General features: G+C 75.0%; 12 protein-coding genes. 5 read left to right on the top strand and 7 right to left on the bottom strand.

The features are described 5' to 3' along the window. Positions 1 to 72: 72 nt before the first annotated feature. Positions 73 to 2,577: a hypothetical protein gene (locus tag HS045_RS36150; protein WP_196452006.1), complete on the bottom strand. Its 2,505-nt coding sequence runs from the start codon at positions 2,575 to 2,577 to the stop codon at positions 73 to 75. On the opposite strand from HS045_RS36150, the gene HS045_RS36410 reads away from it, so the two are divergent. Further along, entirely contained in the window at positions 2,526 to 3,230 is a 705-nt protein-coding gene (locus HS045_RS36410; RefSeq protein WP_374191381.1) for a PH domain-containing protein, read from the top strand. The two genes, HS045_RS36150 and HS045_RS36410, sit on opposite strands and share 52 nt — an antisense overlap. 88 nt (positions 3,231 to 3,318) lie before the next feature. Here the strand turns inward: HS045_RS36410 and HS045_RS34550 are convergent, their stop codons facing one another. Further along, on the bottom strand, positions 3,319 to 4,008 hold the full coding sequence (locus HS045_RS34550) for a PepSY domain-containing protein (RefSeq protein ID WP_307827534.1): 690 nt from the start codon (positions 4,006 to 4,008) through the stop codon (positions 3,319 to 3,321). Positions 4,009 to 4,146: 138 nt separating this feature from the next. Here HS045_RS34550 and HS045_RS15205 point away from each other — a divergent pair, with 138 nt between their 5' ends. After that, complete coding sequence (locus tag HS045_RS15205; protein ID WP_196452003.1) at positions 4,147 to 8,892, top strand: thioester reductase domain-containing protein; 4,746 nt, start codon at positions 4,147 to 4,149, stop codon at positions 8,890 to 8,892. Further along, positions 8,889 to 10,364 carry an MFS transporter gene (locus HS045_RS15200; protein ID WP_196452002.1) on the top strand — a complete coding sequence of 492 codons (1,476 nt, stop codon included), beginning with the start codon at positions 8,889 to 8,891 and terminating at the stop codon, positions 10,362 to 10,364. Before HS045_RS15205 ends, HS045_RS15200 begins: the two co-directional genes overlap by 4 nt. Here HS045_RS15200 and HS045_RS15195 read toward each other — a convergent pair. From HS045_RS15195 to HS045_RS15185, 3 genes are all read right to left on the bottom strand, one after another. Then, on the bottom strand, positions 10,338 to 11,378 hold the full coding sequence (locus HS045_RS15195) for a methyltransferase (RefSeq protein WP_196452001.1): 1,041 nt from the start codon (positions 11,376 to 11,378) through the stop codon (positions 10,338 to 10,340). The genes HS045_RS15200 and HS045_RS15195 overlap by 27 nt on opposite strands. Positions 11,379 to 11,529: 151 nt before the next feature. After that, positions 11,530 to 12,195 (bottom strand): DUF6875 domain-containing protein, encoded by a 666-nt coding sequence (locus HS045_RS15190; protein WP_196452000.1) that lies wholly within the window; start codon positions 12,193 to 12,195, stop codon positions 11,530 to 11,532. Beyond that, a complete protein-coding gene (locus HS045_RS15185; protein WP_196451999.1) occupies positions 12,192 to 13,616 on the bottom strand; it encodes an NAD(P)/FAD-dependent oxidoreductase in 1,425 nt (474 codons plus the stop codon). The genes HS045_RS15190 and HS045_RS15185 overlap by 4 nt, the downstream gene beginning before the upstream one ends. 951 nt (positions 13,617 to 14,567) lie before the next feature. Between HS045_RS15185 and HS045_RS15180 the strand changes: the two genes are divergently transcribed. Continuing rightward, positions 14,568 to 14,930 carry a YciI family protein gene (locus HS045_RS15180; protein ID WP_196451998.1) on the top strand — a complete coding sequence of 121 codons (363 nt, stop codon included), beginning with the start codon at positions 14,568 to 14,570 and terminating at the stop codon, positions 14,928 to 14,930. An 8-nt stretch (positions 14,931 to 14,938) separates the two neighbouring features. Continuing rightward, on the top strand, positions 14,939 to 16,183 hold the full coding sequence (locus tag HS045_RS15175) for an RNA polymerase sigma factor (protein WP_196451997.1): 1,245 nt from the start codon (positions 14,939 to 14,941) through the stop codon (positions 16,181 to 16,183). Positions 16,184 to 16,262: 79 nt separating this feature from the next. On the opposite strand, the gene HS045_RS15170 is transcribed toward HS045_RS15175, so the two are convergent. Then, positions 16,263 to 17,441: a CU044_5270 family protein gene (locus tag HS045_RS15170; protein WP_196451996.1), complete on the bottom strand. Its 1,179-nt coding sequence runs from the start codon at positions 17,439 to 17,441 to the stop codon at positions 16,263 to 16,265. Continuing rightward, a complete protein-coding gene (locus tag HS045_RS15165) occupies positions 17,438 to 17,974 on the bottom strand; it encodes an RNA polymerase sigma factor (protein WP_230884046.1) in 537 nt (178 codons plus the stop codon). Before HS045_RS15165 ends, HS045_RS15170 begins: the two co-directional genes overlap by 4 nt. Positions 17,975 to 18,041: the final 67 nt, after the last annotated feature.

Below are 18,041 nucleotides of genomic sequence, written 5' to 3'. Positions count from 1 at the left end.
CCCTCCTTCCGATGGCGCGCCCTCTCCGGGAGCGTCCGCCGGTCCGGGGACACCGCGGCGGGGACACCGCGGTCAGTGCCCGGTGCGCTTCCGGTGGACGACGACGTTGTCCCCGCGACCGGGATAGGCCATGATCAGCAGCCGCTGCGGACCGGCGCGCTCCTCGCCCTTCCACGGGAGCCAGGCGTAGTGCACCCGGATCCGGTAGTGGCCGCTCCTGCCGCGCAGGGCGAGGTCCGGATACTCGGGACCGCTCATCGGGTCGCCGAGCTCGATCCTCCCGCCCGGACTGCGGTAGCCCACCTCGACGACGTGCTGCCAGCCCCTGGTCTCCACGGGAGGGCGGCGCGGGTAGGTCTCGAGCGTGAGGCAGGTCGGCGCGTCGGAGTGGATCCGGACCATCAGATGACCGGGGAGCGCGGCCACCAGCCCGTTCTTCTGCGCGCGGTCGAGCAGGCCGTCCTCGAAGGGGTCGCTCTCGGCGGTCTCCTCGTACGCCTCCAGCACCCCGTAGTCCGTCATCACCGGTTCCCTGACCCTCGTCACCGAGGCCGGTCTGATCAGAGGGCGGTGGCGGGGCGCCTCATCGCACATGCGCTGCCGCTCCGCCGCCCACTCCCGCATCTCCCGCTCCTCCGCCGCCGCCTCCGCCCTGACCACCGCGTCGGCGGACGGGCAGATCTCGTCGATGACGTACGTGAACTCGCGCACGTCCACACCGCTCACCGCGCGGACGCGCGCGATCTCCCCGGGGTCGTTCCGCGTGTAGACACCGCACAGCCGGCGGCCGTAGGCCACCAGCTCCGGATCGGACAGGTCCTGCCAGGACGGCAGCGCCCTCCCGGCGGCGCGCACCGCGCACACGAAGGCCAGCTCGTCGCTCGGCGGAGGCGCCTCTGCGCGCCGCCCGTACCCGTCGGCCACGACCAGGGGCCGCCCGTACCCGTCGGTCGCGGGGCCGAGCCGCCCGCAGTCGCCCTCCGTGGTGAACGGGCCGCGCGCGAGGTCCGCCGACGGCAGCAGGCAGAGCGCCGCCGCCGAGACCGCGCACACCGCGGCCGTCCGGTACGGCGAGCGCCGGGCCGGGCGCCGGCCGTACCGCAGCAGCAGGATCAGCGCGGACGCGGCGCAGGCGGTGGCGTGCCAGAGCGGCGGGACGCCGAGGAAGACCGCCTCGCCGCCCTCTCCCGAGGCGAACACCCAGTCGGGGTAGAGCTCCGGGCCTCCGTACCCGAACGACACCTGGCTGAAGGCCGGGCCGCCGCCCTCGCCGATGTGCCCCGGCTCGTTCCAGGGGTCGGACACGGTGGCGACCGCGGTGACCGCCCCGGCCGCGGCGGCCAGGAGCAGGACGCCCGCGGCCGTCCGCACCTGGCGGCGGGTCCGGCGCACCACCGCGACCAGGGCCAGGAGGGCCAGGCCGCCGACCCCGACGAGGAGGTCGGTGTGGAACCAGAGCAGGGCGAGCCGGGGGTGGAGGTCGCCGGTGAGGGTCCCGCCGATCGGTCCCTCCGGTCCGAGCCAGAAGGGGACGCCGCGGGCGAGGCCGGCGAGCACGGGCAGCAGCGGCAGCACGACCGCCGCCGCCGGCAGCGGCCACCACCCGAGCGGCGCCCGATCCGGAACCGGCCGATCCCCGCCCGGTACGGCCTCCGCCCGCGGGCCGCCGAGGTCGTGCGCGGACCGGGCCAGCCAGATCGGGACGAGGGTGTGGGACACGAGGATGAAACCGGTCAGCCCCGTAGCCTCGAAGCCCTCCCCCGGGAGACGGAGGGTGAGGAGGACGGGCCCGATGACGAGTGACATCGCCAGGTCCGCGATCCCCACCCACACCGTGGTCCTGCCCCACCGGCCGTCTCGCGCCTGCATCACGAGGACCAGCACCGTCCACACCGTCCAGGACATCCCGTTCAGGCTCCCGAGTTGGAAGACCTCCCCGGCGGCGCGCAGGTCGAGGGCGTCGCACACCCTCGCGCCGGTCAGCGCCGCCGCGGACAGCGTCCCGGCCGCGAGCGCGGTGAGCCTCACCCCCCGGGACGCGCCGGTCAGCACCCGGTGGAACAGCAGCACGAGGGCCGCCTCCACCAGGCCCCAGCCGATGTCCGCCCACCACGGGGACGAGAGCCCGGTGAACCGGTGGAAGACCAGGTGCAGGCCCAGGTCCGCGTAGAGCGCCCGGCGCAACCAGCGCACGGTCGACCCCGCCGACCCGGCAGGCCCTGCAGACGACCCGGCAGGCCCTGCAGACGACCCGGCAGGCCCTGCAGACGACCCGGAAGGCCCTGCAGACGACCCGGAAGGCCCGGTGCGGTCGCCGACCACCGGGCCGCGGAGGATCTGCCAGAGCGCCCATCCCTGCACCGCTCCGGCCAGGAGCAGCGGAAGCAGGGACCACCCCGTCAGGTCCTCCGCATCCTGTCCCCACCAGGCGCCGAGGAACAGCACCCCGGAGAGGGCCCCGTCACCGCCCGCCGCCGCGACGACGCCGGACACGGCGACCGCGGCCGTGTAACCGCCCGCGATCAGTGCCGCCGGCCACCCGAGGCGGTACCGGCGGCCGAGACGAGGAAGACGCACTCGTATCCCCTGGAACAGAGAAGGATCAACCGAAGAGAGCGCCCAACCCTAGCCGGAACCCCCTCCGGAGTCGATCAACGCGGTACGCCGGCCCGGATGGACCCGGCTGGCCGAGTCGTAGCAGAAGTCCGGCGCGGAGGCGCTCGACCCGCGGCGGGCCCGCGAGCCGGACTGAACGGCGCGCAGGACCCCGAGAGGACGACCGCTCCCGTCACGCGGTGCAGGGCCCGGAAGCGGTGAGGGCCGCCGACCCTCTTCCCGCAGGTAACCTCGGCGAAGTGATTGACTTCAGCAGCGGTTCCTTCTTCAAACTGAATCCGTGCCGACCGGAGGAGGTCGGCCCGGCCGTGGCCCCTCTCATGCTCCACGGCGAGCAGATCGTCTCCTGCTACAAAACCGTCCGGGACTTCGTCGTCTTCACCGACAAGCGCATCATCGCGGTCAACGTCCAGGGACTCACCGGCAAGAAGCGCGACTTCTCCTCCCTGCCCTACGCCAAGGTCCAGGCGTGGTCGGTCGAGACCGCCGGGACCTTCGACCTCGACGCCGAGCTGGAACTCTGGTTCAGCGGCCTGGGCAAGGTCCGCTTCGAGTTCAAGGGCAGCTCCGACATCATCCGCCTCAGCCACATGATCGCCGGGTACGTCCTCTAGCGGGCTCCGCCCGGACGGTGATCGATCATGCTCTTCGGACTACGGCGAAGGCCGCGATCGATCACCGTCCGGACGGCGCCGGTGCGGGTCAGCGGGCCGTCCCGCCCCTGCCGAGCACCGCGTCGACGACCAGGAAGGCGAGCAGGGAGATCCCGAGCAGCGGGACGAACACGCCCACCGCGACCGCCGCCGCCCCGACCGGCAGGAGCACCGCCGGGGTCGTCCAGCCCAGGGCGGCCTGCGGCTTGTCGACGTTCGCGCCCGCGTACGCCGACCAGGTCAGCCCGGTGGCCGACAGGAAGAGCAGGCCGACGGTGATCCACAGGCCGACCGAGCCGTGCCAGGACAGGGTCCGCCGCAGGCCCACGGCCGTGAGGTCGGGCTTCAGCGCGCGGCGGCGGTGGCTCAGCCAGAGCACGACGCCGCCGAGCGCGACCGCCCAGAGCCAGCCGGCGGCCAGCTCGCTGTAGAGGCGGCCCGCCTCCCCCAGGTGCAGGTGGCGGTGGAGGGTGGAGATCCAGGCGCGCACCGGGAGCGCGCCCGAACTGCCGTAGCTCTCCAGCGCGCCCCGTACCTCGCCCGTGTACGGGTCGACGAAGACCGCCAGCCGGGTGGACTCCGGCAGGCCGTCCACGTCCAGCAGGACCCGGGTGGTCGCGCCGGGCTCGGCCGCGGGCCGTACCGCCCCGATCGCGCCCTGCGGGTACGCGGCGCGTGCGGCGGCGATCTGCCGGGTCAGCGGGAGCCGCTCCCGCCGTCGCCGGGGCCGCCTCGGCACCCTCTTCGGAAGAGAGCCCGGCTGCGGTTTCCTTGACGCCCGGCGGAGGGCGTCGCTAGCTTTGGGAGCGCTCCCAAAGATCGAACATCCCGTAGACGCCGCATGCCCCCAGCCGGTCCGTCGGAGGAGTCGAAACACATGCCGAGTGACATGGCCCCGAAGGCCGGGCTCCCCCGCGAGGACGCGCGGCGGTCCGCGACCGGGTCCGGGCCGGACTCGGAGATCCCGCGCCGCGATCCCTCCGGTGACATCCCGCTCACCCCGGCCCAGCAGCGCCTGTGGTTCCTGGACCGCGTCGGGTTCGACGGCGCCGCCTACCTGCTGTGGATGGGGCTCCGGATCACCGGGACGATCGACCTGGCGGCGCTGCGCGGGTCCCTGGGCGCGCTGGTCCGGCGGCACGAGGCGCTGCGCACCGCCGTCGTGGAGACGGAGGCCGGGCCGCGGCAGGTCGTCCACGACCTGTCCGAGGACGACCTCGCCGGGCTGCTGCACGTCGAGGATCTCAGCGCGCTCCCCGCACCGGGCTCGGCGATCGGAGAGCGGGAGGCGCTCGCGCGGCGGCGCACCCGGGAGATCCTGACCGCGCCGTTCGACCTCGGCCGCCCGCCGCTGCTGCGGGTCGCGCTGCTGCGCCTGGCCGAGGACGAGCACGTGCTCCTGATGAGCGTGCACCACATCGTCGCCGACGGCCCCTCCCTGGGGGTCGTCTCGGACGAGCTGTTCGCCGGCTACCGCGCCGCCGTCGCCGCCGCCGCGATCGGCGAGCCGGAGGCCGCCGCCCCCGACGGCTCCCTCGGCGGCTCCCCCGACGGGGTCGCGCAGTTCCCCGACTACGCGGTCTGGCTGGCCGGCCAGGATCCCGAATCGCTCCGCGCCGACCGCGACTACTGGCGCGACCGGCTCGACGGCGCCCCGCCCCTGCTGCCGCTGCCCACCGACCGGCCGCGCACCGCCGCGCAGGAGACGGACTCCGGACGCTGCTCCGCGCGGTTGCCCGACGAGGTCGCCCAGGGGTTGCGCGCGCTGCTGCGGCGCGAGAGGTGCACGCCGTACATCGTGCTGCAGACCGCCTTCGCGGCGGCGCTGGCCCGGGTGTGCGACGTGGAGGACCTGGTCATCGGGACGCCGGTGGCCAACCGCGACCGGCCTTCGCTGGCCCGGTCGGTGGGCATGTACGTCAACACCCTGGCGATGCGCGCCGACGTGCGCGGCAATCCCCCGCTCACCGAGCTGCTCCGGCGCACGCGCGCGGCGTTCCTCGGCGCCTTCAAGCACCAGAGGTTCCCGTTCGACCAGGTGGTCGAGCTGGTGAACGCGCCCCGGGACCTCGCCCACAACCCCGTCTTCCAGGTCATGCTGGTCGTCCAGGGGGCCGACCCGTCCGACCACGGGGTGCCCGGCTGGTCCATGCGCGAGTGGGAGACGCCGTCCCCGAGCGCCCGGTTCGACCTCACCATGTACGCCGTCGTGGGCCCCGACATCGACGTCAGCATCGACTACTCCACCGCCCTCTTCGACGCCGGGACCGCCGAGCGCATGAGGGATCACGTCGTGCGGATGCTCACCGAGCTGGCGACGCGGCCGGAGACCCGGGTGTGGGACGTCGACCTCACCGGCGACGAACCCGACGGCCCCGCGGTCCTCGACGGCCTCGCTGTCCTCGACGGTCCCTACCGGCGGCTCCACCCGCAGGCGGGCGCCGCAGGCGACGCGACCCTACACGACGCAGCCGTACACGACCCGGCCCTGCGCGACCCGGCCCTGCGCGACCCGGCCGTCGTACGCGACGCGGAGCGGCGGGTGCACGAGCTGGTCGCGCTGCGGGCCGCGGAGACGCCCGAGGCGCCGGCCGTCGTCGCGGGGGACGGGCGCGTCCTGTCCTACCGGGAGCTGGACCGGCGCACCGACGATCTGGCCCGCGAGCTGGCCGACGCGGGCGTGGGCCCGGGGGCGCTCGCCGGCGTGGTCCTGCCCCCCGGCCCGGAGGCCGTGGTGGCGATCCTCGGCGTGCTCAAGGCGGGCGGCGCGTACCTGCCGCTCGATCCCTCCCACCCGCCGGCCCGCCTGCGGGACATCCTGCGGGAGTCCGGAGCCCGCGTGACCCTGTCGGCGGGCGGCGGCGGCATCGAGGTCTCCGCCCCGGCGGCCGACGGCGGCGCGGCGCACAGCAACGGCACGACGCACGGCGACGGCACGGCGCCCGAGGCCCCCTCCGGCCGCCCCGGTCCGGGCGACCTGGCGTACGTGATCTACACCTCGGGCTCCACCGGCCGCCCGAAGGGCGTCATGGTCACGCACGCGACGCTCTCCCGGCTGACGGAGTCCTTCACCCGCGTCCACGGGTTCGGCCCGGGGCAGCGGCTGCTCGTACTCCCGCCGCTGACCTTCGACGCGTCGGTGGGCGACGTGTTCCCCGCGCTGACCTCGGGGGCGGCCCTGGTGTTCCATCCCGAACCCGCCCTGCTCGACGGGGCGGAGCTCGTGCGGTTCTGCGCCGCACGGGGGGTGACCGCCGTGGACACCGCCGCCGCCCTGTGGCGGCGCTGGGCCGGAGAGCTGGACGGGACGGGCGTGCCCGGCGACTGGCCGGTGGAGATCATGATGATCGGCGGGGAGCGCGTGCCCATGGACGCGGTGCGCGCCTGGGCGCGGGCCACCGGCGGCCGGGTGCGGCTCGTCAACCACTACGGCCCGACCGAGGCCACGGTCTGCGCCACCGTCCACGTCACGGTGGACGGCACGGCGGAGGTCCCAGCAAGGGGCACGGCGGGAGACACGGCGGGAGACACGGCGGACGGCACGGCGGGAGACACGGCGGGAGACACGGCGGGGAACGGCGCGGCCGGCGCGGTGGCCGCGGGCGCCGTCCACCTGCCGATCGGCCGCCCCCTCCCGCACGTCCGCGCGTACGTCTGCGACCGGTACGGCGGGCGGGCCCCGGTGGGCACGCCCGGCGAGCTGTACCTGGGCGGCGACTGCCTGGCCCGCGGATACCTCGGGAACCCGGCGCTGACCGCGGACCGGTTCGTGCCCGATCCGTTCGCCGCCGTGCCGGGCTCCCGCATGTACCGCACCGGCGACCTGGTCCGGCGGCTGGCCGACGGGTCCCTGGAGTTCCTCGGCCGGGTCGACCGGCAGGTGAAGATCCACGGTCACCTCGTCGAACCCGCCGAGGTGGAGGCCGCGCTGGTGACGCACCCGGCGGTCGGCGAGGCGGCGGTCGCGGCCGTGCCCGACCCGGCCGGCCACCACCGGCTGGTCGCCTACGTGACCGGCGGCGAGCCCGGCGACCTCCGGCGCCACCTGCGGGACCGGCTGCCGGACTACCTCGTGCCCGCGCGCTTCGTCCGGCTGGACGCCCTCCCCCGCACCGCGCACGGCAAGACCGATTACGCGGCGCTGCCCGTGCCCGATCCCGGCGGCTCGGGCGCGGACGAGTTCGTCCCGCCGCGCGGCCCCGTGGAGGAGGCGGTCGCCCGGGTCTGGGCCCGCGTGCTCGACATGGAGCGGGTGGGCCGCCACGACGGCTTCTTCGCCCTCGGCGGGCACTCCCTGCGGATCGCCGAGGTGGTGACCCGGGTGCACGACGAGCTCGGCGTGCGCCCCTCCGTCCGCGACCTGTTCGAGGCCGCCGACCTGGCCGAGTTCGCCGCGCTGGTCACCGCCCGCGCCGACGGCTCCCGCGGCGACGCCGGCGACGACGCACCCGACCTGCGGGCCGAGGTGCGGCTGCCGGACGAGATCGCGGTGGCCGCCCCGGCCTCCGTCCGGCGCCGTCCCGAAACGATCCTGCTGACCGGCGCCACCGGCTTCCTCGGCGCGCATCTCGTGGCCGAGCTGCTGGCGCGCACGACGGCCCGGGTGGTCTGCCTGGTGCGCGCCGACTCCCCGGAGCACGCCCTGCGGCGGGTGCGGGAGAACCTGGCCCGGTACGGGCTCGACCGGGCGTCCGGCGGCCCCCGGCTGGTGGGGCTGCCCGGCGACCTGGCCGCGCCGCGCCTCGGGCTGGGCGCCGGGGCGTTCGGCGACCTGGCCCTGGAGGTGGACGCCGTCTGCCACAGCGGCGGGCTGGTCAACTTCGCCCAGCCGTACGCCCTGCTGCGCCCGCCGAACGTGGCGGGCACGGTGGAGGTGCTGCGGCTCGCGGCGGCGGGCGGCGGGGTGCCGGTGCACCTGCTCTCGACCCTGGGGGTGTACCTCGGCGACGCCTACCGGGGGCGGCCGGTGACCGAGCTCGATCCGCCGGAGGACCCCGGCGGGCTGGGCGGCGGGTACAACCAGAGCAAGTGGGTGGCCGACCGGCTGGCCGAGCCCGCGCGGCGGCGCGGCATCCCGGTGACCGTGCACCGGCCCGCCCGGGTCGGCGGCGACAGCCGCACCGGGATCGGGGCCCCCGACGACTACTTCGGCCGGCTGCTGATCACCTGCGCGCAGGTCGGCATGGTGCCCGACCTGGGCTACGAGGAGGACCTGTCCCCGGTGGACCAGGTGGCCGGCGGGGTGGCCGCGGCGGTCGCCTCGGCCGAGTCTCCCCCGCACGACCTGCACTACTTCAACCCGGCGACGGTCGGCTACCGGCAGATCGCCGCGGCCCTGACCGAACGCGGGCATCCCGCCGACCCGGTGCCCTGGTCCCGGTGGCGCGCCGCCGTACTGGACCGGCTGGCCGCCGGGGAGCCGGTCGCGTTCGAACCGTTCGCCGCCGGGCTGGCCGAGGCCGAGCCGCGCTTCGACCGGCCGCTGTTCGACTGCACGCGGACCGAGAAGTGGCTGAGCGGGGCGGGGGTGCCGGACGCGCCCGACGCGCCGCGGCTGCTCGGCCGCTACCTGGACGCGCTCGCCGCCTCGGGCCTGCCGCCGGCCGCCGGGAGCCGGTCGTGACCGCGCGGGGGGACCTGGTCAGGTTCGGCGGGGTGTGGCTGGCCTCGCTGGTGTCCGGGGTGGGGTCCAGCATCACCTCCTTCGTCCTGGGCGTGTGGGTGTTCCAGACGACCGGGTCGGCCACCCTGTTCGCCTTCGTGATGCTGAGCTCCATGCTTCCCGGGCTGATCGCCGGGCCGTTCGCCGGGGTGGCGATCGACCGCTTCAACCGGCGGACGGTCATGGTGGTCACCGACAGCCTGGCGGCGCTGTCCACCGCCGCGATCGCGGTCCTGCTGCACCTGGACGCGCTCGCGGTGTGGCACGTGTACGTCGGCGCGATGGTGAGCTCCGCCTGCGGGGTCTTCCACCTGACCGCCTACCAGGCGATGACGCCCCTGCTGATCCCCAAGCGGCACCTGGGCCGGGCCAACGGGCTCATGCAGACCGCCTCGGCGGTCCAGATCGCCGCTCCGCTCCTGGCCGCGTCGCTGCTCGGGGCCGTGGGGATGGTCGGCGTGCTCGTCATCGACCTGGCGTCGTTCGCCGTCGCGATGGGCACGCTGGTGGTGGTGAGCCTGCCCGCGCCGGTCCTGCACCCGGCGGAGCGGGCCGAGCGGCCCTCCCTCGGCGCGGACCTCTCCTTCGGCCTGCGGTACCTGCGGGCCCGGCCCCCGCTGCTCGCGTTCGTCCTCACGCTGACCGCCTACAACTTCCTCTTCGGGGTCGCCGGAGTGCTGGTCCAGCCGCTCATCCTCTCCTTCTCCTCGGCGGCCGTCCTCGGCGTGCTGATGTTCGCGGGCGGGTCCGGCCTCTTCGCGGGCGGCCTGCTCATGGGCGCGTGGGGCGGGCCGAAGCGGCGGGTGCCCGGGATCGCGGTGTTCACCGCGCTCGGCGGGGCGGCCCTGGTCCTGCACGCGCCCTGGACGTCGGCGGTGGTCGTCGGGGCCGCCGCGGCCGTGTTCCTGTTCACCCTGCCGGTGGTCCAGGGCACCGTCGTCACGGTCCTGCAGAGCAAGGTCGGGCCGGCCGCGCTGGGCCGGGTCATGGGCACCTCGCACACCCTCGGCCAGCTCGCGATGCCCGCCGCCTACCTGCTGGCGGCCCCGCTGGCCGAGGACGTCGTGGGCCCGGCCCTGCGGCCCGGCGGACCGCTCGCGGGCTCGCTGGGGGCGGTCGTCGGGGTCGGCGAGGACCGCGGCCTCGCCGCGGTGGTGCTGGCGGACGGGATCCTGCTGGTCCTGCTGGCGGCCGTCGTGATGCTGGTCCCCGCACTCCGGCGGCTGGAGCACGACGTCCCCGATGCCCTCCCCGACGCCGCCCCGGCCGGCGGTGCGGCCGGGGACGGCGGGGCCGGCGGGGCCGGCGGTGCGGCCGGGGACGGCGGGGCCGGCGGGGCCGGCGGGGACGCGGAGGGCCCGGAGGACGGCGCGCGAGGGCCCGGGGCGCGGCGAGGAGGCGGCGCCTCAGCCCTGGCGGTCGGCGACGAGTAGGGAGAACCCGGCCGCCCGGACGAGGTCGCGGCGCGCGGGCGGGGCGCAGCCCGCCGCCGTCGTCCACGCGGCGATCTCCTCCACCGGATGGAGCCGTCCGCCCTGGGTGTGGATCAGGTTGAGGTCGAAGCCGCGGGTGAACGCCTCCTCGCGGACGCTGCCGACCGGGTCGGCGAGGGTCTCCATCACGATCAGCCTCCCCCCGGGGCGCAGCGCCCCCACCGCCCGGTCCACCAGGGTCCGGGCGGTGTCGGCGGGGAACCCGTGCAGCACGTTGAAGAGCAGCACGACGTCCTGTCCTCCGGGCGGTTCCGCCGTGCGCAGGTCCCCGGGCAGGAAGGTGAAGCGGCCGGTCATCCCCTCGGCCTCCACCGTCGCGCGTCCCGGCTCCAGGGCCCCGGGCAGGTCGAGGACGGTCGCCGACAGCCCCGGATGGCGGCGGCAGTAGGCGATGCTGTACGTGGCGTGCCCTCCGCCGAGGTCGAGCAGGCGGACCGGCTCACCGGGCAGCCCGGCGAGCTCCAGCACCTCCTCCTTCACCCATTCGGCGATGCGGAGCTGGATCCCCTGGAACCGGGTGAGCACGTCGGGACGCTCCTGGAGCCAGGCGTAGAAGTCCCGCTGCGGCTTGCCGGTGCGCACGGTCTCCTCCAGTCCCTGCCAGAGCCCGCCGATCAGGGAGTGCCAGAAGTCCAGCACGGCCCCGAACCCGTCGTCCGGCCCGGCCAGCCAGGCCCCGGCCGGGGTCCGCTCGTAGCCGTCCCCGCCCTCGGCGAGGTAGCCGCCGGTGACCAGCAGGCGCAGCAGCGCGCGGAGGTTCGCCTCGTCCACGGCCAGCTCGCGGGCGAGGGCGCCGAGCTCACGCGGCCCCCGTTCCAGGGCGCCGAACACGCCGAGCCGCAGCGCGGCCACCGCGGCATGGAAGATCATCGTCTGGACCAGGTCGATCTGGACGGCCGGTCCCTCTCCTCGGCGCAGGGTCGCGGCCTCGTCGGGCGGCAGGTCGAGTGGCACGTCGCTCCTCGGTCGGTTCGTCGGCCCGGGTCCCGGCGGTCCGGGTCCCCGGCGGTCTCGTCAGTCCGTGCCCCGGGTCCCCGGCGGCCCCGGCGGTTCCGGGCTCCCGGGCTCCCGGCGGTTCCATCGGCCCGGGGACCCGGCGGCCCCGTCAGCCCAGGCTCTCGGCGGCGGCGCGCACCGACGCCCTCAGGTGCGCGGGCACCTCGTCCCCGAACCACGACAGGTAGGCGCGCACCTGGTCGTCGTCGTCCCGCAGGAAGGGGAAGTCGGTCGCCACCATCCGCCTGATCACCAGCATCGGCACCGGGCTGGACAGCGGGCGCAGGTCGGGGTTCCACAGGCCCGGCTTGTCGGGCGGCCCCTCGTGGAACTCGCCGATCATGAGCCCCTCCGCGACGTACGCCGCCTTCAGCGCCGCCTGGACCGCGTCGATGACCGGCAGGTCCTCCCTGCGCGCGTCCGGGAAGAGGATCATCAGGGTGGTGTAGGTGGAGAGGGTCTCCCCGGCCGGGGCCAGCCGCATGAACCATTCGCGGTACGGCCCGACGGAGCGCGCCACCTCCGCCGCGTCGTCCGGGCGGCCCGGCTGCACCGCGAGGAAGGCCCGGCCCTTGTCCAGCGACGTCGACGTGTACGGGCACACGGCTCCCCTGCGGCCCAGTTCGGGCAGCGGCCGGCACAGGTAGTCGCCCATCCACTCCCGCACGGTGCGCAGGGCGGTCAGGTGCTCGGCGACGCCCGGCGGCGGCGGGACCAGGTCGAGGTCGCCCATCTCGAAGAGGACCAGGTCGTCGCGGTCGGGGTGGCGGATCATCCGGTCCTCCTCGCGGGGGATCCGGCCCGCCGCCGCAGGTGCCGTACGGCCGCGGCCGCCCCCAGGGCGGTTCCCGCGGACAGCACCGCCGCGGCCGCGCCGAGCAGCGCGTTCTGCCGGCGGGCGCGGTGCAGCGCCTCGCCGTACGGCATCGAGGTGTGCGAGATCATGGTGTACAACGGCTGCCATCCTCGGGGGAAGATCCGGTTGAGCGTCAGGTCGGCGCGCGCCCGGAGCAGGCGCGCGGGGGAGCGCAGGCCGTCGCGCAGCTCCAGGAAGTTCTCCTTCGACAGCTCCGCCAGGACGTCGGTGTGCGGCCGTCTCCGGTCCTGGTACTCCCGCAGCGCGGCGCCCCGGTCCGCGGGGTGCCGGGCCAGGCACTCGTCGAGCACGAGGCAGTCCTCGAAGGAGGCGTTCATGCCCTGGCCGTAGAAGGGGTAGACGGCGTGGCAGGCGTCTCCGACGAGCACCACCCGCTCCCCCGCGTGCCAGGCCGAGGTCCGCACGCTGACCAGGCGCCCGACCGGGTTGGCCTCGAACTCCCCGGCCAGGTCCGGGATGAGCTCCAGGGCGTCGGGGAACCTGCTGCGGAAGAACCGTTCGGCCTCGGCGCCCGAACGGATCGAGGCGAAGCTCGACCCGCCCTCGTGCGGCAGGAAGAGCGTGCAGGTCAGCGAGTTGTCGGTGTTGGGGTGCGCGACGATCAGCGCGCGGTGGGCCGGCCAGAGGTGCAGGGCCTCGATCGGGGTCCGCGGGCCGCCGTCCGGCGCCGGCGGGATCGTGAGCTCCTTGTACCCCCATTCGAGGAACTCCTGGTGCAGGTCGGCGGATCTGCCGCGCTGCATGAACCGGCGCACGGCGGAGAAGGCCCCGTCCGCGCCGACCACGAGGTCGGCCTCCACCTTCCGCGTCTCTCCCGAGATCGTGTCGGACAGCGTCAGCGTGCCGGTGTCCGCGTCGAGGTCGACGCAGCGCAGCCCGTAGTTGAATGCCACCCCGTCGCAGGCCTCGGCGTGCTCGATGAGCAGCGCGTTGAGCACGCCGCGGCGGATCGAGTAGAGGATCTCGTGGTCGGCCGTGCCGTACGGCTGGAACGTCGGCTCGCCCGACGGGGCGTGGATCATGCGGCCCCGCATCGGCACGGTGTGCGGCCACAGCTCCTCCAGCAGCCCCGCCCGGCGCAGGGCCCGGATGCCGCGCGCGGACAGCCCCAGGTTGATGGAGCGCCCGTCGCCCTCGTCCTTGCTCAGGCGCGGGTCGTCGCGGTGCTCGTAGACCTCCACCCGGTAGCCCCGCCGGGCCAGGAACAGGGCGAGCAGGGACCCGGACAGCCCCGCGCCCACGATCGCGGCGCGCGGCCCTGCCGGTCCGGACCCGGTGCTCCCGTGCGGCGCGGGTCGGGAAAGATCGTCGTCCGTCATCTGGTCTCCACCGATTCGTCGTGCCAGCGGTACGGGGTCATGCCGCGGCTCCGGGGGCCTCCGCCGGACGCCCTCGGCGTCTCGGGCCGCCCGCCCCGGACTCCCGCCCGCGCCCGTCTCCCGTCCCGCCGCCCGCCGCCCGTGCCCGTCCGCCGCCAGGCGGCGACCACCGGACAGAAAAACGTTTAATACGGACATCGATCCAGAAACGGTCATTTAGCGAATTAAAGGCGTACGTCACGACACTCTCCCGGTAGAGGGAAATCCCGTCCGGCGGTTCGCGGGCCGCGCCGCGACGGCGCGGCGCTCCTGCGGACTCCCGGCACGCGGAGTCCCCGGTCCGCGGCTTTGCGGACGCGGCGCCGGAGGACATCGAAAACAACCAGCTCAACGAGCATCGGACCAGGACACCGGAGCGCCCGGACCTCGTTTTCCGGGATCTCCCGTGGAAGTCGCAGCAGGACTCCGAGGTCGTCGGAAACCCGTGGACTCCACCGACCGCGCGGTCGGGGTGGCGACCGGCACACGTCGTGGGAGCGCTCCCACCACCCGTGGGAACGCTCCCACGTGCCGAAGATATGGATTACGGATATCGTCCGTCAAGGTATCGACACTAATACTTAATGATGTTAATGATAGAAATTTCAGGCATCTCCAGTATCCGCAGGTCATACCGTCGCACCGATCACGCGGGCCGTCCGGCCCGGACCCGCATCCGCCCGACGACCCGTCCCGCCCGTCATCCGGCCCGGACCGGAAGACGGCCGTCCGGACCGAGGGGCCCGTCCGGACGGCCGTCGGCCTGAGCGGGGAGCCCGGCCCGGAAGGCCGCCGGCCGCCGCGGGGAGAACCGGTGGGCGTCGTGTCGATCCGGCGGCGGGCCGTTCGTGTAGGAAGTGAGCGGCCGGGAACACCGGCGGCGACGCCCGACACGTCGAGGAGACCGCGAAGATGAAGCACTACCTGCTCAGCATCCAGCAGCCCGGCGGCGGCCCGGCCGCGCCCGAGGTCCTGGAGCCGATCATGCGGGATGTGGAGGCCTTCAACGACGAGCTCCGCGCCGCCGGGGCGTGGGTCTTCGCCGGCGGGCTGCACGACCCCGCCTCGGCCACCGTGGTGCGGGTCCGCGGCGACGAGGTGCTCGTCACCGACGGCCCGTACGCCGAGGGCAAGGAGCACGTCGGCGGCCTGTCGATCATCGCCGCGCCCGATCTGGACGCCGCGCTGGAGTGGGGGCGCAAGCTCGCCCGGGCGACCACGCTCCCGGTCGAGGTGCGCCCGTTCCAGGGCGAGCCCGGCGACCACCTGTCGTAGGACGCCCCGTGAACGCCCGCGCGGAGATCGAGCGCGTCTTCCGTGAGGAGTACGGCCGCGCGGTCGCCGTCCTGGTCCGCCGCTTCGGCGACATCGACGCCGCCGAGGAGGCGGTCCAGGAGGCGTTCACCGCGGCGCTGCGGCGCTGGCCGGTCGAGGGGCCGCCGCCCGGCCCGGCGGGCTGGATCATCACCACGGCCGTCAACCGGGCCGTCGACCGCCACCGCCGGGAGTCCTCGCGCGACGACCGGCACGCCCGGGCCGCCCTGCTGCACACCCGCGACGAACCCGCCGAGGAGGGTCCCGTGCGCGACGACCGGTTGCGCCTGCTGTTCACCTGCTGCCACCCCGCGCTGGCCCCCGCCGCCCGCGTCGCGCTGACGCTGCGGCTGCTGGGCGGGCTGACCACCGCGCAGATCGCGCGCGCGTTCCTGGTACCCGAGCCGACGATGGCCCAGCGGCTGGTCCGGGCCAAGAACAAGATCCGCGACGCCCGGATCCCCTACCGGGTCCCGCGCGAGGCCGACCTGCCGGACCGCCTGCGCTCGGTGCTGGCGGTGGTCTATCTGATCTTCACCGAGGGCCACACGGCCAGTTCGGGCGACCGGCTGGGCCGCGAGGACCTGTGCGCCGAGGCGATCCGCCTGGCCCGCCTGCTGGTCGGGCTGATGCCCGACGAGCCGGAGGTCCTGGGGCTGCTGGCGCTCCTGCTGCTCACCGAGTCCCGGCGGGCCGCCCGGACCGGCCCGGACGGCGGCCCGGTCCCGCTCGCCGACCAGGACCGCACTCACTGGGACCGCGGCCTGGTCGCCGAGGGCCAGGACCTGGTGCGCAGGTGCCTGCGGCGCGGACGGCCGGGGCCGTACCAGGTCCAGGCGGCGATCAACGCCGTGCACGGTGACGCGCCGGACGCCGCCGGCACCGACTGGCGGCAGATCCTGCAGCTGTACGACCTGCTCCTGGCTCTGGACCCGAGCCCGGTCGTGGCGCTCAACCGCGCGGTCGCCGTCGCCGAGGTCGACGGGCCGCAGGCGGCGCTGTCCCTCGTGGACGCGCTGGGCGGGGACCGCGCGCCGAACCGGGTGATGGACCGCTACCACGTCTACCACGCCGTCCGCGCCGACCTGCTGCGCCGCCTGGGCCGCGACGCCGAGGCGGCCCGGGCCTACGAGGCCGCGGCGGCCCGCACGCAGAACGCGGCCGAACGCGCCTTCCTGCAGCGCCGCCGTCAGGAGCTCCTCCGGGCCCGGTGACCGCCGGCCCCGGGGCACCTCGCGGCCCGTCGTCCTCCCAGGGATGCGCGTACGGCTCGCCGGAGGACGAGGAGCCCTTTCACCGGCCCTTCTCGCACCCCTTCACGGGGGAAGCCGGCGGCCCGGTCCAGCCCGATTCGGAACCGCGGGCCTGGTAGGCCATGATCTGGCCCTCGGTCGCTCCCAGCGCCGTGCGGGCCGCGTAGGAGACGGAGGAGAGCTTCTCCCCGGTCTCCGGGTCGAGGATCTGCCGGTAACGGACCGGCAACTCCTCGCGTGGCTTCTCGGAGTACACCACGAAGCCCTCCGGCCCGCCGAAGTCCACGGAGATGCCCCTTCTTCCCAAGGGGTCCGTCACCGCGCCCACGACCTTGGTGGTCGGCAGACCGGCCAGGACCCGGATGATCGCGGCGCGCTGGGCGGGACTGAGCGGCATGCCCAGGAGATTCACGGTGGAGGGGAGGAACTCCTCGAAAGACCGGGTGAAACCGCGGCTGTACCAGATCGCGTGGTAGGCACGGAGCCGCTTCCTGAGCTCGGCCGGCTCGGTGGGCAGCGCCGCCAGATCCGCCATGGTGAATTCGCCGACCGTCCTGTCGGGATAGATCCCCGCGGGGTCCGTCCGCAGGGTGTACCTGCAGTCCTCCGGCGCGGCGGCGACCGGCACCGAACCGCACGACTCCCCCGTCTCGCAGTGCCCCTTGACCCGGGCGGGGGATCCCGCCGCCCGCCAGCGGCGCTCGTCCGCGGCGGTGGCCGGTCGGGCGCTGCCCCGCCATCGCTGCGTGAGCACCGGATCGGCGGGGTCGCGCGGCTGCCAGGTCTCCCTCCGGTCGACCACCAGGAGCGTGTAGCCGCCGCTGAACAGGTGACCGCCGTCGACCGCCACCTCGCGCCAGTAGGCGCCGCCGCCCGCGGGGAGTCTCTCGATCCTGTCGGCCAGGTCGAACAGCTCCTGGTTGGCCCTCGGCGGCGTGAGCACGGCGGGGGCCGGTGCCAGGTTCGTCACCAGCGTGAAGACCAGGACCACGATCGCGGTCGTGGCCAGCGGCGCCCACAGCGGCGTCCACCGGCGGGACCGGGCCGGGGCGGCGGCCGGGCGGAGCCGTCCCGGGCGCGACGGGCCGGGCGACGGTTCTCCCGCGCTCCCGGTGGTGGCCGTGACCAGCATGTCGGCGGCGGAGACGCGCGATCCGCGATCCAGCGAAGCCGGACGGGCCATGGCGAGCCGGTCCATCGCGTCGGGCTTACGGCTCATCGGGGTTTCCTTCCTGAAACGGTCACGGACTTTCGGGACGTGCCGGTCTCGGTGGTGTCGATCGCCGCCTGCAGCCGTCGGCGCGCTCGGTGCAGCCGGACGAAGAAGGCGGCCCTGGTGCAGCCGAGCACCTCGGCCGCTTCCGCGGTGGACAGCCCGTGCCAGGTGGTCAGGGTCAGGATCTCTTTGTCGGCTTCGGACAGGGCGGCCAGCGCGCGGAGTACGGTGACGCGCTCGGTGGCGTGTTCGCCCGCGTCGGCGGCCTCCTCCAGCCAGGTCCTCAGTTCGGCTTCCAGGGATTCGCGCCGGGCGGCCTGCCGGAAGCCGTCGCGCAGGAGGTTGCGGGCGACGCGGAGGAGCCAGGGCAGCTGCGCGTGGTCGGGGATGTCGTCCAGCCGCCGCCAGGCCACCAGGAAGGTCTCGCTGACCACGTCCTCTGCGAGCCGGTGTCCGGCGCGGCTCACCGCGTAGCCGTACACCCGCGCCTGGTAGGTGGTGTAGAGCGCGGTGAAGCGCTCGTGTGGGTTGAGCAAGCCGGTTCCTTCGGTCGGGACACGTCGGTCGTAGAGCATGTGGCCCGAAGGAAGGCTTTCTTACAGC

This window comes from Planomonospora sp. ID82291, from assembly GCF_015711645.1.
Lineage (GTDB): Bacteria > Actinomycetota > Actinomycetes > Streptosporangiales > Streptosporangiaceae > Planomonospora.
Note: the sequence above shows the minus strand (reverse complement) of the source record. Positions and strands in the feature narration are given on the sequence as shown.

Excerpts from the sequence above, each read along its gene's own strand:
- HS045_RS15205 (WP_196452003.1), top strand. The coding sequence starts at position 4,147 with ATGCCGAGTGACATGGCCCCGAAGGCCGGGCTCCCCCGCGAGGACGCG.
- HS045_RS15190 (WP_196452000.1), bottom strand. The coding sequence starts at position 12,195 with ATGATCCGCCACCCCGACCGCGACGACCTGGTCCTCTTCGAGATGGGC.
- HS045_RS15185 (WP_196451999.1), bottom strand. The coding sequence starts at position 13,616 with ATGACGGACGACGATCTTTCCCGACCCGCGCCGCACGGGAGCACCGGG.
- HS045_RS15180 (WP_196451998.1), top strand. The coding sequence starts at position 14,568 with ATGAAGCACTACCTGCTCAGCATCCAGCAGCCCGGCGGCGGCCCGGCC.
- HS045_RS15170 (WP_196451996.1), bottom strand. The coding sequence starts at position 17,441 with ATGAGCCGTAAGCCCGACGCGATGGACCGGCTCGCCATGGCCCGTCCG.